At 46.1% G+C, this 17,556-nt stretch carries 15 protein-coding genes; all 15 read left to right on the plus strand.

Going from position 1 to position 17,556, the window contains the following annotated elements; translation table 11 throughout:
• The first annotated feature begins 116 nt into the window (after positions 1-116).
• The 15 genes from rpsO to sleB all read left to right on the plus strand — a co-directional run bounded on the left by rpsO (position 117) and on the right by sleB (position 17,536).
• A complete protein-coding gene (gene rpsO, locus GCU39_RS05115; protein WP_152392515.1) occupies positions 117-386 on the plus strand; it encodes a 30S ribosomal protein S15 in 270 nt (89 codons plus the stop codon).
• Positions 387-523: 137 nt separating this feature from the next.
• Positions 524-2,629 (plus strand): polyribonucleotide nucleotidyltransferase, encoded by a 2,106-nt coding sequence (gene pnp / locus GCU39_RS05120; RefSeq protein ID WP_152392516.1) that lies wholly within the window; start codon positions 524-526, stop codon positions 2,627-2,629.
• A 122-nt stretch (positions 2,630-2,751) separates the two neighbouring features.
• On the plus strand, positions 2,752-3,738 hold the full coding sequence (locus GCU39_RS05125; protein ID WP_152392517.1) for a polysaccharide deacetylase family protein: 987 nt from the start codon (positions 2,752-2,754) through the stop codon (positions 3,736-3,738).
• A gap of 276 nt (positions 3,739-4,014) precedes the next feature.
• Positions 4,015-5,265 (plus strand): M16 family metallopeptidase, encoded by a 1,251-nt coding sequence (locus tag GCU39_RS05130; RefSeq protein ID WP_152392518.1) that lies wholly within the window; start codon positions 4,015-4,017, stop codon positions 5,263-5,265.
• A gap of 32 nt (positions 5,266-5,297) precedes the next feature.
• The gene (gene dut / locus GCU39_RS05135; protein ID WP_193726771.1) at positions 5,298-5,747 is read left to right on the plus strand and encodes a dUTP diphosphatase; all 450 of its coding nucleotides are present in this window, start codon (positions 5,298-5,300) and stop codon (positions 5,745-5,747) included.
• Positions 5,748-5,933: 186 nt separating this feature from the next.
• Entirely contained in the window at positions 5,934-6,833 is a 900-nt protein-coding gene (gene dpsA, locus GCU39_RS05140; protein WP_152392519.1) for a dipicolinate synthase subunit DpsA, read from the plus strand.
• Positions 6,830-7,426, plus strand: coding sequence for a dipicolinate synthase subunit B (locus GCU39_RS05145; protein ID WP_152392520.1), 597 nt, complete (start codon positions 6,830-6,832; stop codon positions 7,424-7,426). The genes dpsA and GCU39_RS05145 overlap by 4 nt, the downstream gene beginning before the upstream one ends.
• A 65-nt stretch (positions 7,427-7,491) precedes the next feature.
• Positions 7,492-8,529, plus strand: a complete 1,038-nt coding sequence (locus GCU39_RS05150) for an aspartate-semialdehyde dehydrogenase (RefSeq protein WP_152392521.1) — start codon at positions 7,492-7,494, stop codon at positions 8,527-8,529.
• A 51-nt stretch (positions 8,530-8,580) separates the two neighbouring features.
• The gene (gene dapG / locus GCU39_RS05155) at positions 8,581-9,798 is read left to right on the plus strand and encodes an aspartate kinase (RefSeq protein WP_152392522.1); all 1,218 of its coding nucleotides are present in this window, start codon (positions 8,581-8,583) and stop codon (positions 9,796-9,798) included.
• An 89-nt stretch (positions 9,799-9,887) separates the two neighbouring features.
• Positions 9,888-10,754, plus strand: a complete 867-nt coding sequence (gene dapA / locus GCU39_RS05160) for a 4-hydroxy-tetrahydrodipicolinate synthase (protein ID WP_152392523.1) — start codon at positions 9,888-9,890, stop codon at positions 10,752-10,754.
• Positions 10,755-11,070: 316 nt separating this feature from the next.
• Positions 11,071-12,747, plus strand: a complete 1,677-nt coding sequence (locus tag GCU39_RS05165; protein WP_152392524.1) for a ribonuclease J — start codon at positions 11,071-11,073, stop codon at positions 12,745-12,747.
• A gap of 158 nt (positions 12,748-12,905) precedes the next feature.
• On the plus strand, positions 12,906-13,676 hold the full coding sequence (locus tag GCU39_RS05170) for a ClpP family protease (protein ID WP_152392525.1): 771 nt from the start codon (positions 12,906-12,908) through the stop codon (positions 13,674-13,676).
• 65 nt (positions 13,677-13,741) lie between these two features.
• Positions 13,742-13,921, plus strand: coding sequence for a YlzJ-like family protein (locus GCU39_RS05175; RefSeq protein WP_321575642.1), 180 nt, complete (start codon positions 13,742-13,744; stop codon positions 13,919-13,921).
• A 58-nt stretch (positions 13,922-13,979) separates the two neighbouring features.
• A complete protein-coding gene (locus GCU39_RS05180; protein ID WP_152392527.1) occupies positions 13,980-16,691 on the plus strand; it encodes an FtsK/SpoIIIE family DNA translocase in 2,712 nt (903 codons plus the stop codon).
• An 89-nt stretch (positions 16,692-16,780) separates the two neighbouring features.
• Positions 16,781-17,536 carry a spore cortex-lytic enzyme gene (gene sleB, locus GCU39_RS05185; RefSeq protein ID WP_152392528.1) on the plus strand — a complete coding sequence of 252 codons (756 nt, stop codon included), beginning with the start codon at positions 16,781-16,783 and terminating at the stop codon, positions 17,534-17,536.
• Positions 17,537-17,556 lie beyond the last annotated feature (20 nt).

Below are 17,556 nucleotides of genomic sequence, written 5' to 3' on the forward strand. Positions count from 1 at the left end.
TGCTATACTGAGTAACGTTGTTGTCTTCATGGACAACATCATTAACCTTAGCTTGGTTATACGTCTCACCATCGTTGACGAGGCTAATGGCGATTATATTGAAGGAGGTGAATAGGATGGCATTAACTCAAGAGCGTAAAACGCAACTTATTGAGGAACACAAAAAACATGCAACTGATACAGGTAGCCCTGAGGTGCAAGTTGCTGTCCTAACTGAGAACATTAAGAACTTGACTGACCACTTGCGTACGCATAAGAAAGATCACCACTCACGTCGCGGTCTTTTGAAAATGGTAGGTCAACGCCGTAAGCTTCTTGCTTACTTGAAGAACAAAGATGTTCAACGTTACAGTGCTTTGATCGAAAAGCTAGGACTTCGTCGCTAATATACGACAAACTGCAGCCTGGTTGTTCACCGCATGCGCTTCGATGCCGTGCGGGAGCAACCGGGTTGCTTTTTATAAAAGCAGGAAATAATAATACATATGAAGAAAATTAAAGAAGAGCGATGAGGAGGGATTTCATGGAAAAGCGTATTGAAATGCAACTTGGCGGCAGAACGTTGATCTTAGAGACGGGTGTTCTTGCCAAACAAGCGAACGCAGCGGTTAAAGTCCAATATGGAGACACCGTTGTATTATGTACAGTTACTGCTTCGTCCGAACCGAAAGATTTGGACTTTTTCCCGTTGACGGTCAATTATGAAGAACGTCTGTATGCCGTTGGTAAAATTCCTGGTGGATTTATTAAACGTGAAGGTAGACCAAGCGAGAAGGCTATTCTTGCGAGCCGTCTAACAGACCGTCCGATTCGTCCGTTATTCCCGGATGGATTCCGTAACGATGTTCAGATCGTTAACCTAGTGATGAGCGTAGACCAAGATTGTTCGCCTGAAATTGCAGCGATGATCGGTACTTCGGCTTCCCTAAGTATCTCGGACGTGCCTTTCAACGGACCGATTGGCGGCGTTGTCGTTGGACGTATTGACGGTCAATTTGTGATCAATCCAACGGTTGCGCAGGAAGAGAAGAGCGATTTGTACCTTGTTGTAGCAGGTACGAAGGACGCAATCATGATGGTTGAAGCAGAAGCGAACGAAGTTCCTGAAGAAGTGATGCTCGAAGCGATTATGTTCGGACATGACGCGATCAGGGAAATCGTAGCCGTTATTGAACAATTTACAGAGCAAGCAGGCAAGCCGAAGATGGAAGTGAAGCTTCATGCGGTGAATACATCCGTGAATGAAGAGGTTCGTGCGTTCGCGCAAGCGCGCCTTGTTGAGGCTGTTAAGATTGCTGAGAAGCACGCGCGTCAAGATGCGATCGATTCCATTAGCGCGGAAGCTATTGCTCATTTCGAACAACAATATATTGAACAGGACGAGCTTCTAGATGATGTGAAAGAAATTTTGCATGACATCGTAAAAGAAGAAGTTCGCCGATTGATTACACATGATAAAGTAAGACCAGATGGCCGGAAACTTGATGAAATTCGTCCGATTTCCTGCGATATTAACTTGTTGCCTCGTACGCACGGTTCTGGTCTATTTACGCGTGGACAAACACAGGCATTAAGCATTTGTACATTAGGTGCGCTTGGCGATGTTCAGATTTTGGACGGCATCGGTCTTGAAGAAACGAAACGTTTCATGCATCATTACAATTTCCCGCCGTTCAGCGTAGGGGAAGCAAGACCGCTTCGTCCTCCAGGTCGTCGTGAGATTGGACATGGAGCACTTGGCGAGCGCGCATTAATGAAGGTTATCCCTTCGGAAGTCGATTTCCCATACACGATCCGTTTAGTATCTGAGGTACTTGAGTCGAATGGTTCAACGTCCCAAGCGAGTATCTGTGCAAGTACACTTGCAATGATGGATGCTGGTGTACCAATCAAGGCTCCGGTTGCAGGTATTGCTATGGGTCTTATTAAAGACGGGGAGCATGTATCTATCCTGTCCGATATTCAAGGGATGGAAGATCACCTCGGGGATATGGACTTCAAAGTTGCGGGTACTGCAGAAGGCGTAACGGCAATCCAAATGGATATCAAGATCGATGGTATTGATCGTCAGATTCTGGCGAATGCATTGACACAAGCCAAAGAAGGGCGCATGCACATTCTATCCAAGATGTTAGAAGTGATTAATCAGCCGAAGGAAAGCTTATCGCCATATGCACCGAAGATCTTGACGATGCAGATCAACCCGGATAAAATTCGTGATGTTATTGGTGCTGGCGGTAAGATCATCAATAAAATTATCGAAGAGACAGGGGTAAAAATCGATATCGAGCAAGATGGCCGCGTATTTATCGCATCTTCCAACCAAGAGATGAATGAGAAAGCACGCTCCATTATTGAAGGTATCGTAAGAGAAGTGGTTGTTGGTGAAATTTACCTTGGTACGGTGAAACGTGTTGAGAAATTTGGCGCATTCGTTGAAATTCTACCAGGTAAAGAAGGACTTGTTCATATCTCACAACTATCTACTGAGCGTGTAGCGAAAGTGGAGGATGTTGTTGCTGTTGGCGATTCGATCACGGTGAAAGTGACTGAAATCGATCAGCAAGGTCGTGTGAACTTGTCACGCAAAGCCGTTTTGGTTGCACAACAAGCACCTGCACAATCTTAATCCAAATTTAGGATACATCGAAGAGACAGAGCTCATCTGTTTCTTTTTTTGTCTTTGTGGACATATTCCCCCTCACGTTCTCATATAGATTAGGACAAATTAGTCGAGGGGACGAATTGTCGATGATGCGCAAGAAACTATTTATGATCATTAGCAGCTTCATCATTTTTCTTTTACTTGCAGAGTGGACGGGGTATCGGGAGACGATCGCGGTATGGAGAGGCACACAGCCTACGACGAACGCTTTTGAATGGTTCAGAGCCGATGCTTCCGATGCACTCATGAAAAGGATCATGCAGGAAGCCGACCAACGGCGGATAGCACCAATTGAGCCTCGCATTGATCGCGTATGGAAGCTGATTCCCGGATATAATGGGATTGAAGTTGATGTCGAGAAGACCTATCAGTTGAATCATGCCTCTGCCGATGGGGACCCAATCAAGTACGTCTACAAGGAAGTATCGCCAACGAAGAGCTTGGATGATTTGCCTGTGAATCCGATGTATCGGGGAAATCCCGAGAAGCCCATGGTGTCGTTAATGATCAATGTCGCTTGGGGCGATGAGTTTATCGTTCCGATGCTGGATACGCTTGATGCGGAAAAGGTGAAAGCGACTTTTTTCTTCGATGGAAAGTGGCTCGCTTCACATGTCGATATGGCGAAGGAAATCCAGCGGCGAGGACACCAACTTGAGAATCATGCTTATTCGCATAAAGATATGAGTAAATTAGGTGAGTATGAGGCAACGCAAGAAATTGCCAAGACGCAGAACTTGCTGAAGGAGAAACTTGGCGTCGAGAACAAGTGGTTTGCCCCGCCGTCAGGAGATTTTAATGCCGAAACCGTAAGAATCGCACATCGCTTAAATTTAAAAACGGTGTTATGGACGCTGGATACGGTTGATTGGAAGAAGCCGACACCAAGCTCTATCGTTGACAAAATTAGCCGTAAAGTGGAAGCGGGGTCGCTCATTCTCATGCATCCAACGTCTTCGTCGAGCGGCGCGCTCAAAGGGATGATCCGGGTTATCAAGCAGCGCGGCTACACGCTAGGGACGATTGATGAGATGGTATCGACCAAGCGCGTGGAGAAAGCGAAGGTTGAGTGAGCGTCAACTTTTTGGTACGATTAGGGGAGTCAGTTTTGCTCGGTGCATTGTTGAAATGAATAAAGACATAGGACATGATGCTTGGATTTTTATGAGGGATTAACTCACTCCAGCCGCTCTTGTCCGCCCTTTTCTTATGAAATGGGTTGTAGGTAGAAAAGGGCTCCCAAAGGCGGACGTAAACTCTTCCGTGATTTATTCCCTCACTATTCTCAGCTTCACGATGGCTTTATTAACTTCAAAGATTCACCGGACAAAACGTTGAGGAGGATTTACATGATCAAAACAACTTTAAGCAACGGCCTCCGCGTCGTCATGGAGCAAATTCCTACCTTCCGTTCGGTCTCCTTCGGCATCTGGGTTCGCACAGGCTCCCGGAACGAGCACGAAGAGAACAATGGAATTTCGCACTTTATAGAACATATGCTCTTCAAAGGGACGGATCGTTACACCGCGAAGGAGATTGCAGAGACATTCGATGCGATTGGCGGCAATGTTAATGCGTTTACGTCGAAGGAATATACATGCTATTACGCGAAGGTGCTGGATGAGCATTTACCGATTGCGGTTGATGTTCTGGCAGATATGTTCTTTGCCTCGAAATTCGATAGCGAAGACATGGATAAAGAGAAGAATGTCATTCTTGAAGAGATTGCGATGTACGAAGATACACCAGATGATATGGTGCATGATTCGGTATCGCGCGCAGCGCTGGGTAATCATCCACTATCCTATTCCATACTCGGAATAGAAGAGCGGCTCAAAGCTATGACTTCCGATGATCTTCGCCAGTATATGCAAGAGCATTATACAATCGAGAATACGGTGATCAGTGTCGCGGGGAACATTAATGATCAGACGCTTGCCCTTTTAGAGAAGCATTTTGGAAAATTCAATATCCATGGGAAGGCACAGCAGCTTGCTGCGCCGGATTTTGACGGGCAAGTGATCTATCATAAGAAGAAAACAGAACAGAACCATATCTGTATCTCGATGCCAGGCTGTTCCAGCTCCGATCCGCGATTATACGGGATGGTCATTCTGAACAATGCGATCGGTGGCGGCATGAGCTCGCGTCTTTTCCAAGAGATCCGGGAGAAGCGGGGCCTCGCTTATTCGGTTTACTCCTATCATAGCTCTTACGTTGACACAGGTTTGTTCACGATCTATGCTGGTACAGCTCCGAAGCAAACGAAGGAAGTTCTAGATCTAACGATGGAAGTCATGAACGAAGTTGTGGCGAATGGATTGACAGAATCTGAATTTTCCAAAGGCAAGGAACAGTTGAAAGGAAGCCTGATTCTGAGCTTGGAGAGTACGTCGAGTCGTATGAATCGCCTAGGCAAAAATGAATTGATGTTAGGCAGACACTTTACATTAGATGAAATGATTGAACGTATTGAAGCGGTTACGATGCAGGATATGGAGTCGCTGCTTCAGCAAATGGTCGCTGTGCCTTTCGCTGTTGCGATGGTAGGCAGCTCGGATAAGGCGCTGAACCAAATCGAACGTCAATTGAAGAATTAATAGGCTTGATGATGTAACGGAGGGGAAAAGAATTGATTTATGATGTAGAAATTAAACAGCTTCCAGGTAATGAAGATGTATCCTTGCCTGCGAAAATGTCGGAGTTAGCAGCGGGATTTGACTTATATGCAGCGGTTACGGAACCTCTTGTGATTGCACCAGGACAGCGTGTACTTGTTCCAACAGGCTTTGCTATGGCGATGTCTGCACAGCTCGAAGCGCAAATCAGGCCGCGCAGTGGTCTGGCGTTCAAGCATGGCATCACATGCCTTAATACACCGGGAACGATCGATGCGGATTACCGCGGCGAGGTGAAGGTCCTGCTTGTTAATCTGGGTCAGGAACCTTTTACGATTGAACGGCATGAACGAATTGCGCAAATGGTTATTCAAGAAGTACCGCAGGTTCGCTTGGTTCAGGTGGAATCACTCTCCGAGACAGTTCGGGGCGCGGGTGGATTTGGCCATACAGGAACGAAGTAAGATTCAAATGCCGATTTCTCGATAATGGAGAGATCGGCTTTTTTTAGCGATTAGAGCCCCATCCATCGGAACTGACATAACTTGAATGGCATGCGTCACATTGTCGAGTCATTTCATGTGCACCCTTTCTAGGCACAGGCATACTATATTTTATACATCAGTGGTGTCTAAGGAGTGAACAGCAAAATGCTTACAGGCGTTCAAGTTGTCTTTATTGGCGGAGATGCGCGGCAATTGGAAATCATCCGCCAGCTGGCAGAGCTCGACGCTTCCGTCACAATCGTTGGTTTTGATCAATTACAGAACTCTTTTCACGGTGTGGTAAGGTCAGGGCTTAACGACTCATTGTTTGAGACGACAGATGCGCTAATACTGCCTGCTGTTGGTACAGATGATCAAGGAATGATCAATGCGATATTTACTTCGGAAGAACTGAAGCTTACGGAACAACAAGTAGCGCTGCTGCCCAAATCAAGCTGTGTCTATACGGGGATGGCAAAGCCTTACTTGCGAGAAATCTGCGCAAAACATCAGATTAAGCTCGTTGAATTATTCGATCGCGATGATGTTGCCATTTATAACTCGATTCCTACAGCGGAAGGTGCGCTGATGATGGCGATCCAGAATACGGATATTACGATTCATGGGTCGCAATGCGTCGTGCTCGGACTTGGTAGAACAGGGTTTACGATGGCACGTTCGCTTCAGGCATTAGGGGCCAAAGTAAAGATGGGGGTAAGGCGGAGCGAGCACTTCGCAAGAGCGTTCGAGCTAGGCTTCGAGCCCTTCTATATCAAGGATTTGGCGGCTCAGGTTGCCAACATCGACTTGCTTTTTAATACGATTCCGACTATGATAGTCACAGCACAAATTATTGCGAATATTCCCAATCGGGCGGTTATTATTGACCTTGCTTCAAGCCCTGGCGGCACCGATTTTCGCTTCGCTGAGAAGCGTGGTGTCAAGGCGTTGTTAGCACCCGGTTTACCCGGTATTGTAGCTCCTAAGACTGCTGGACGTATTATGGCGGGCATTCTGAATCAGTTGATTGCAGAACAGGTGCAAGAACGGGGGAATGGGGCATGAATTGGCAAGGGAAAACGGTAGGCTATGCTTTAAGTGGATCACATTGTACGTTTGCAGAAGTGATGCCGCAAATTCAGAGATTTATAGACTTGGGTGCGAGCGTTGTTCCGATTGTGACGAATACAATTATGACGACAGACACCCGTTTTGGCACATCGGACAATTGGCAGAAACAATTGAAAGACATTACGGGGAATGATATTATTTCTACAATTGTTGAGGCTGAACCGCTTGGACCGTCGAAACTGCTTGATGTTGTTGTGATTGCGCCATGTACAGGGAATACGACAAGCAAACTAGCAAATGCTCAGACGGACAGCGCGGTATTGATGGCAGCCAAAGCTCAGATGCGGAATCAGAAGCCAGTTGTCCTCGCGATTTCAACGAATGATGGTCTCGGATTGAATGCGGCGAATATTGCAAAGCTGATCAATGCGAAGAACATCTATTTCGTGCCGTTTGGTCAAGACAATCCACAGCAGAAGCCGAATTCTCTCGTTGCTAGAATGGATTTGATTGTGGAAGCTTGTGAAGCTGCGATCGAAGGTAGACAACTGCAACCGATGATTATTGAACGCTTTAACTATGTATAAGTTAGCAGATACGGTCAATCAAACCGTAATAAGTTAATAGATGTTGCTAAGGGGAGAGCTGCCAGATGTCGAATCAGAAGTTATTTAACGTTGCCGTCGTTGGCGCAACAGGAGCTGTAGGGGAACAAATACTTGGACTGCTTGAAAAGAGAAACTTCCCCATTAATCAATTAAAATTGTTATCTTCTGCTCGTTCAGCGGGTACGAAGATTACATTTAAAGGGCAAGACATTACGGTAGAAGAAGCAAAACCTGAAAGTTTCGAAGGCGTAGAAATCGCACTATTTAGTGCGGGTGGTGATGTAAGTAAGGCACTTGCTCCTGCAGCGGCAGAGCGCGGAGCGATCTGTATCGATAATACGAATGCATTCCGTATGGATCCAGATACACCGCTGGTTGTGCCTGAAGTGAATATCGAGGCGATTAATGATCATAGAGGCATTATTGCCAATCCGAACTGTTCAACCATCCAAATGGTTGCTGCACTTAAGCCGCTTCAAGATCGTTATGGCATTGCTCGGATTATCGTATCGACGTATCAAGCAGTATCTGGAGCGGGCGCTCGAGCAATTGATGAGATGATTCGTCAATCGAGTGAAATCCTTGCTGGTCGTGAAGTCGAACCACAGATCTTGCCAGTTGGCGCATTGCCGGTGAAGCATCAAATCGCATTCAATGCGATTCCGCAAATCGATAAATTCCAAGACAATGGTTATACACTGGAAGAAATGAAGATGGTTCGCGAGACGAAGAAAATTATGGGTGACGAATCGATCGAAGTAACGGCTACTTGTGTTCGTATCCCAGTCGTATATGGGCATTCCGAATCTATTTATGTCGAGCTTAAGAATGATTATGAATTGGAAGACGTAAAAAAATTATTGGAGAATGCACCGGGGATTACACTTGTGGATGACCCTGCGAATCAACAATATCCGTTAGCAACTGAAGCAGCAGGTAAACCGGACGTGTTCGTTGGCCGCTTGCGTCGTGATCTTGGTCATACACGTGGATTAAACATGTGGGTTGTGTCTGACAACCTGATGAAGGGCGCGGCGTGGAATGCAGTGCAAATCGCTGAGTATATCGCCATCGAACAATAATCCGCATATACTGTGTTATCAACTGTCTTAAATGGATTTGGGGGAATTGCAATGCGCATCTTAGTACAAAAATTCGGGGGCACTTCCTTATCATCGTCCCTTGCGAGGGAACATGTTATAGGTCATATACGTCGTGAACTGGCACAGGGGTATCACCTGGTTGTCGTTGTATCGGCGATGGGTAGAAAAGGGGATCCGTATGCAACGGATACCCTTTTAGACTGGATACATCAAAATGGAAACAAGCTGCCGGCTCGGGAGAAGGACCTTCTCATGTGCTGTGGAGAGATCATTTCTGCAGCAACGCTATGCAGTATACTTAACGAACAAGAGATTCCTGCTGTAGCCTTAACAGGATCTCAAGCTGGATTCGTCACGGATTCGCAATTCGGGAATGCTCGTATTCTTGAAGTACGTCCGAATCGGGTCCTTGAGCTGTTGAAGGAGAATAAGGTCGTGATCGTGACTGGCTTCCAAGGACAGACGGAATCGGGTGACTTTACGACGCTTGGACGCGGTGGCAGTGATACCTCGGCTACAGCACTCGGGGCAGCTCTGCATGCTGAAATGGTTGATATTTATACCGATGTGAACGGGATTCTGACGGCAGACCCGCGTCTAGTGGAAGATGCCAAACCTCTAACCGTCGTTAGCTATGCTGAAATTTGCAACATGGCTCATCATGGCGCGAAAGTGATTCATCCGCGTGCGGTTGAAATTGCGATGCAAGCACAAGTGCCTGTGCGAGTACGCTCGACTTTCTCGGAAGAAGAGGGGACCCTAGTTACACACCCTGATAGCTTTAACGACCATTCACAAGGCATCGTGGATCGCTTTGTGACAGGTATTGCATATGTGGCGAATGTCACTCAAATTACAGTGGAGTCGCACGGGGGACCGATCGATCTTCAACTTCAAGTATTTAAAGCGATGGCGCAGCACCATATTAGCGTAGATTTCATTAACGTCACGCCATCTGGCGCCGTATATACGGTATTTGATGATGCCGCAGAACGCGCGATTTCCGTACTATATGAAATGGGCTTCGAACCGAAGACATTAAAGGGTTGTGCCAAAGTATCGGTTATTGGCGGCGGTATGAACGGTGTACCGGGAATCATGGCACATATCGTTGAGGCGCTTACGGAGCAAGAAATTCAAATTCTGCAATCTGCGGACTCCAACACGACGATTTGGGTGCTCGTCCGTAATGAAGATATGGTTCGAGCTTTAAGAGCATTGCACACGAAATTCGAACTGCATCTATAGACCGGTTATCAATAATCCCTTACAATGATGTTTACTATAAGTGTGTGATTTTTTGAGCAACCTCGATAACTGGTTAAGGAGGGGACAACGTGGATTTTGGCAGACTTATTACAGCGATGGTAACCCCGTTCGATGAACAGCAGGAAATTGACTGGGGTCAGACCGCTAAATTAATCGATTATTTGATTGAAGAACAACGCAGTGACAGTCTCGTGGTGTGTGGTACAACGGGGGAATCTCCAACGTTATCCGACGATGAGAAGCTTGCGTTATTTCGATTTGCAGTGAAGCAAGCAAACGGACGTGCGAAGATCATTGCTGGCACAGGCAGTAATGATACCCGTCATTCGGTGCACTTGACAAAACTTGCTGAAGAAGCAGGAGTAGATGGTATTCTTGCCGTGACACCTTATTACAACAAGCCAAGTCAAGAAGGTTTATACCAGCATTTTAAGGCGATGGCGGAAGCGACCAATCTGCCTGTATTACTCTATAACATTCCAGGACGCAGTGTGATTAATCTGAGTGTCGAGACAACTTTAAGACTCGCACAAATCCCGAATATTGTGGGTACCAAGGATTGCGCGAATCTTGAACAATTGACGGTCATTGCGACAGCAGCACCGGCTCATTTTAAGGTCTATTCCGGTGATGATTCGATGACGCTGGCGACGCTTGCCATTGGTGGGTACGGGATTGTAAGTGTATCCAGTCATATCATTGGTTCGACGATGAAATCGATGATCGACGCTTTTTTGCAAGGGGATGTGAAGCGGGCAGCTGAGCTGCATCAACAGAGCTTCCCGATCTTTAAGGGACTTTTTGAATGCCCGAATCCTGTTGCAGTGAAATATGCGTTAGGACTTCGTGGACTTTCTGTTGGTGGTGTTCGCTTACCGCTCGTGGTTCCTTCAGAATCTGAGGCATTATTTATACGAAATTTATTGAGTCTTTAACATCATAAAGTGCACAACCAAGCCGATGCGAGCCATATCGCATCGGTTTTTTTGTTTGAGGGAAAATACGCGTAACAATGTGTGACTTGTGTTTTCCTAAATTAATCATGTATAATGATAAAAAGTGACTGGGTGCGGTATTTTTTAGAAAACGCTTATTGTCTTCAGTGACACGGAATCGTTTTCTTTTGGTAAGTTTTACTTTTGGATTTTGTCCGGATAAGAGAATATGTTATCGGATGATCTTCGGATGATTATGGAAAGTTGTTCCGAAGGGTTAATTTCCTGCGGATAATTATAGGAGGGTTAGATTCACTTGTCGAAAAAGAACAACACGGATAAAATAACGATTTTTGCGCTTGGGGGCGTTGGTGAAATTGGCAAGAACATGTACGTCGTACAATATGGTAATGATATTGTTGTCGTAGATGCTGGCTTAAAGTTCCCTGAGGAAGATATGCTCGGAATTGATATTGTCATTCCAGATATCTCTTATTTAACAGAGAATCGCGATAAGGTACGCGGGATTCTTGTAACTCACGGTCATGAAGACCACATTGGTGGATTGCCGTACGTATTGAAGCATTTGAATGTACCGATCTACGGTACCAAACTCACACTTGGATTGATTGAGAGCAAACTGAAAGAAGCGAACTTGTTAGGTGAAACGAAACGAATTCTGATCAATGCAGATTCGGTCGTCCAAATGGGCAGCATTCAAGCAACCTTCTTCCGTACGAATCATAGTATTCCGGATTCCGTTGGTGTATGCCTCGAGACACCAGAAGGCACAGTAGTACATACAGGTGACTTCAAATTTGATCATACCCCAGTCAATGGTCAATATGCAGATCTACATCGTATGGCAGAAATCGGACGTAAGGGCGTTATTGCCCTATTATCGGATAGTACCAACGCAGAACGTCCAGGATTCACTCCTTCAGAGAGTAATGTAGGGAAGAATCTGGAAGATATTTTCCGCAAAGCTGAGCAACGTGTCGTTGTTGCTACATTTGCATCGAATATTCATCGCGTGCAGCAAGTCATTGATGCAGCGGTTGCGACGAATCGTAAATTAACGGTTATTGGTCGCAGTATGGTTAACGTTGTGACCATCGCTTCGGAATTAGGGTATTTGCATATTCCAGACGGCATGCTGATTGAGCCGGAAGAAGTGAACAAGATGGCAGCCGATCGCGTTGTTATCCTCTCTACGGGTAGCCAAGGTGAGCCGATGTCTGCGTTAACGCGTATGGCTCGCAATACACATCGGAAGATCGATATTCTGCCTGGGGATACCGTGATTATCGCAGCAACACCAATTCCAGGTAATGAGAAATATGTTGGACGAACTGTGGATGAATTGTTCCGATTAGGCGCTCATGTTATCTATGGCGGTTCGACGACAGGCGTTCACGTATCTGGTCATGGTAGCCAGGAAGAATTGAAATTAATGCTGAATTTGATTAAACCGAAATTCTTCATTCCAATTCACGGTGAATATCGTATGCTTCGCCAACATGCATTACTTGGAGAGCAAGTGGGTATCGAGAGCGAGAACATTTTCATTGTTGATATTGGTGAGACGATTGAGATTCAGAACGGTACTGCTCGCAAAGCGGGTAAAGTACCTTCGGGTAACGTTCTGATCGACGGCTTAGGCGTCGGTGATGTAGGTAACATCGTATTGAGAGATCGTAAGTTGCTCTCCCAAGATGGTATCTTGGTTGTTGTCGTTACGTTAAGCAAACAAGATGGAACGATCTTGTCTGGTCCAGATATCATCTCAAGAGGATTCGTCTATGTCCGTGAATCCGAAGGACTTTTGGATGAAGCGAATCGGATCGTAACGAATACACTTCACAAATTAATGAATGAGAATGTTAACGAATGGGCGTCACTCAAGACGAATGTCAAAGATGCGCTTGGACGTTTCCTATATGAGCAAACACGTCGTAGACCGATGATTTTGCCGATTATCATGGAAGTTTAATACGAGATGAATGGAGAAGAGTCGCAACTGCGGCTCTTTTTTGACGTGAAATTCGCTTTTAGGATCTCCACAATTGAATCATATTGTTGGTATTGAATGATGGATACTGCACCATACTATGGGATGCGATGACAGACTAGGAAGGATGGATGCAGATCATGACATATAGGAACGATTTAGGGTACTCTAATGAACAAGAGCCGGGACAACCTGCGGAGACGCCGAACACGAATAACCAAGCACCCCCTGCTGTACAGACAATTAATCAATTGGGGCAAATGACAACGCCAAGCGGAGAATCGAATATTTTCTGCATGTCGATCATTGGTCAGATTGAAGGACATTTGGTCTTGCCGCCGCAGAATAAAACAACGAAGTATGAACATGTGATCCCACAAATCGTCGCTGCGGAGCAGAGTCGTTCCATTGAAGGCGTACTTATCGTATTGAATACGGTTGGCGGAGACGTAGAGGCAGGGCTTGCGATTGCTGAGATGATCGCATCGCTATCGAAACCTACGGTGACTGTTGTCTTAGGCGGCGGTCATAGTATTGGTGTTCCGATTGCGGTATCCTCCAATTATTCCATTATTGCTGAATCGGCAACGATGACCATTCATCCGATTCGGTTGAATGGACTTGTCATTGGGGTACCGCAGACCTTCGAGTATTTAGATAAGATGCAAGAAAGAGTGGTTCGATTCGTAACTTCCCATTCAAGAATTAAGGAAGAGAAGTTCAAGGAATTGATGTTCAAGACAGGGGAACTCAATCGAGATATTGGGACGTCCGTTGTGGGGCCGGATGCCGTCAAGTATGGACTTATTGATGCGATTGGCGGTGTGGGTGAAGCCATTCAGAAGCTGAATCAACTGATTGATGCGAAGCGTCAAGCAATGACCAGCGAAGGGAGCGCGCGGGTGCAATGACCATTTATACGAATATGCCTATTGAGCTTGTTCTTAGTGGAGTTGATCAACCACGTCAAGCTGAGATGGAGATCGAAATTAATGGCGTTCTTATGCAGGTAGCGCCTTTGAATGCCACGTCAGGCACCATCGTTCGGCTGTTAAATTGCCCCCTACAAACATACTTGAATCCAGCCTATGCCCCTGGACAACTCATCCAGTATCATCCAGTAATTCCTCCAAGAACTAATTTGGACACCCGATAGGAACAGGATAGGAACATCCCCAGATTTATGCTATAATGAAATTCTGGGGGTGACCGGTTTGGCGCGAAGAAAAAAGAAGAAAAACTTGTTTAGTTCGAGCCTGAAATACGAAATTTACGGCATCATTTGGATAACGCTTTCGGTCATTGCATTAGCAGGGGAAGCAACGGTCGGCCGCTCATTAACGAAGATGTTTGGACTCGTTCTAGGCAAGTTTTATTTTGTACTCCCTCTCGTCGGGGTGTATGTTGGCCTCTATGTGATGGTCAAACGAAAATGGCCGCTTGGGTGGTCAGCGAGAAGATCAGGGTTGCTCATCATCGTGATCGCGATGGCGTTAATGAGTACGATATGGACCATTGATCATAAGCTTACGCCAACGGTAGATGTTACTGCGAGCCGAATTATAGCGCAAATACATAGTGATATGAAGACGGAGTTATTAAGTCCGGGACTGACACAGAATGGGTCGATTTATCAGAAGCAGATTAGCGGAGGATATGTCGGCGCTTTTAGTTATGCGGTGCTCTTTTGGTTATTTGGTGCACTCGGTGCCAAGCTGTTAATGATCGTATTATTCGGAATTGGAATCATGCTTACAGCGAACATGTCTTATGTCGATTTGATGAAGCTCATTCGGAGCCGAGTTATGCGATTCCAGGAGCTCATCCGGGCGAAGATCAGAACAGCGAGACGCAACAAGAAGAAGTCAGTCAAGTCAGCGATGCAGCTTCGTTCGAAGAAAGCGCCTTTGCATGATTTGAATGATGATGACGAAGAAGATGATTACGTGTATGAAGATTCTGACCAAGAGGAAGAGTCTTCCGCTCCAACCAAACGTCGTACAATGCCGCTATTCTTTCAATTGTTCGGAGGAAAGACGGGACCATCGGGATCGCGGCACAAAGAAGATTTGGACGAAGATGAAGATGAGTTCATGGATCGAGGCATTCTTGTATCCTCTCCTTCTAAGGTTGTGCGTCTAGATGAGTTCGAAGAGAAGGATGATGGAGCTTCTTGGGAGGATCAGAAGCAGGCGATGCCTGAATCATCATCACCACAAGGGCCTATCTTCCGTGATTTTCAAGAGTCATCCATACCAATACAGGATGAAGACGAAGAACAAGATCTGGGTATTCAATCGGTGACGACGTCACAAGCTCATGTACATACGATGGATCACGACATGGATATAGAAGAATCGTCCGGCAGCGAAGATCAAGGACCACACGACGATTCGAGCCACGTAAACACTGATGATAGCAATAATATGGTTAACCAATCAGGTTCAGGTGATCAACCAGATGCTGAATCTATAACTCCTGTAGTTGTTGCACCACCACCTAAGCCTTATCAATTGCCGTCATTCCGATTGCTTAGCAAACCACATGGAAGCGGTAAGAATGGCGATCAACCTGACTTTATGCAGACGGCGAGAAAGCTTGAAGCTACACTCGAGAGCTTCGGCGTACGTGCAAAAGTACTAGAAGTAGTTCGTGGACCGGCTGTTACGCGGTATGAGATTCAACCTGATATTGGTGTGAAGGTAAGCCGAATTGTTAGTCTCACGGATGATATTGCGTTAGCGCTCGCCGCCAAAGATATTCGAATGGAAGCACCGATTCCAGGGAAATCAGCGATTGGGATTGAAGTGCCGAACTCGGAAGTCTCTATTGTAACGATGCGCGAAGTGATGGAGACGCAAATATTCACGGATGCAGCTGCGAAGTTATCCATTGCCTTCGGACGTGATATTTCGGGGCAGACCATTATCGGCAACCTTGCCCGCATGCCGCATCTCCTTGTTGCAGGTGCAACTGGGTCAGGGAAGTCGGTTTGTATTAATGGGATTATTACAAGTATCCTCTACAAGGCAAAGCCAGATGAAGTGAAATTTCTTATGATAGACCCGAAGATGGTTGAATTGAATGTGTATAATGGCATTCCGCATCTCCTAGCTCCGGTCGTTACCGATCCCAAACGAGCATCGCTTGCACTGAAGAAGATCGTCGTCGAGATGGAGAAACGTTATGAATTATTCTCCAAGTCGGGCACAAGAAACATTGAAGGATACAATAAGCTGATGGAGAGCAATCCAGCTGCTGTCTTGCCTTTCATCGTTGTTATCGTCGACGAGCTTGCGGACTTGATGATGGTTGCGGCCAATGACGTAGAAGACGCGATCTGTCGACTCGCTCAGATGGCTCGTGCTGCGGGAATTCACTTAATCATTGCAACACAGCGTCCATCCGTTGATGTTATTACAGGTGTGATTAAGGCGAATATTCCATCGCGTATCGCCTTTGGTGTCTCTTCACAAGTGGATTCTCGAACCATCTTGGATATGGTGGGAGCCGAGAAGCTGTTAGGAAGAGGGGATATGCTCTTCCTGCCAATGGGTTCGTCTAAGCCTGTACGTGTGCAAGGGGCTTTCTTATCGGATGATGAAGTCGAAGCTGTCGTTGAGTACTGCCGTAATCAAGGACAAGCTGAGTACAATGAAGATCTTGTTCCTGAAGTTGAGGAGTCGACGGACCAGCCGGATGAAATGTTAGATGAACTCTACGATCAAGCCGTCCAGATAATCCTTGAAGCGAAGCAAGCTTCTGTATCACTATTGCAGCGTCGGATGCGTATTGGGTATACTCGAGCAGCAAGGCTCATCGATTCGATGGAGGCTAGAGGTGTGGTTGGACCTTATGAAGGCAGTAAGCCAAGAGAGGTCCTCCTGACGATGGAAGCCTGGGAGCAGAATCGAATTAGTTCGTAATATAATGCTGTGAATAATCAAACGCTACTTTTCTCATACTAAGTTTACCATTCCTGTACAACTAACATGAGAAAGGTAGAGCTTATTCGATGAAAAGACGCATTGTTTGGATTACAGCAGGGATCTTGCTGCTACTATTCGGTACATATCATTTGCAAACCTCGTTATTCACGACAAAGGAGACTTTTAGCAGTGCCATCCTTAAGGTCGGATCAACGGGCGCCGATGTGAACGAATTGCAAGGACGACTCAAGTTCCTAGGGTTTTATTATGGCAAGATTGATGGTCACTTTGGCAATACGACATTGAAGTCTGTCAAGTGGTTCCAATCGGAATTCGGGATGACGGTAGACGGTATTGTCGGCGGTAAGACGAAAGTAAAGTTGTGGAATGCTACGAAGAGCTGGGTTCCATCCGCAGCTGATAATACACAATCAGCTGCGAAGCCGCCGAAGAAAGATAACACGACTTCCAATAATAATTTAGGCTTCTCGAGTAATGACCTCAAATTAATGGCGAATGCCGTGTTTGGAGAATCCCGCGGAGAGCCTTATGAAGGACAAGTTGCCGTTGCTGCGGTTATTCTCAATCGTGTGAAGTCACCGAGCTTTCCGAACACCGTATCCGGTGTCATCTTCCAGCCAGGCGCATTCACTGCGGTAGCTGACGGTCAAATCTGGCTCGAGCCGAATGAAAAAGCGCGTAAAGCGGTTCAGGATGCGATTAACGGTTGGGATCCAAGCGGTGGATGTCTGTATTACTTCAATCCGGAGACAGCAACCTCCAAATGGATCTGGACTCGCCCACAAGTGAAGACGATTGGGAAGCATATATTCTGTATGTAATGGCGAATGAAGAAGTAACC

Source organism: Paenibacillus guangzhouensis, from assembly GCF_009363075.1.
Lineage (GTDB): Bacteria > Bacillota > Bacilli > Paenibacillales > Paenibacillaceae > Paenibacillus_K > Paenibacillus_K guangzhouensis.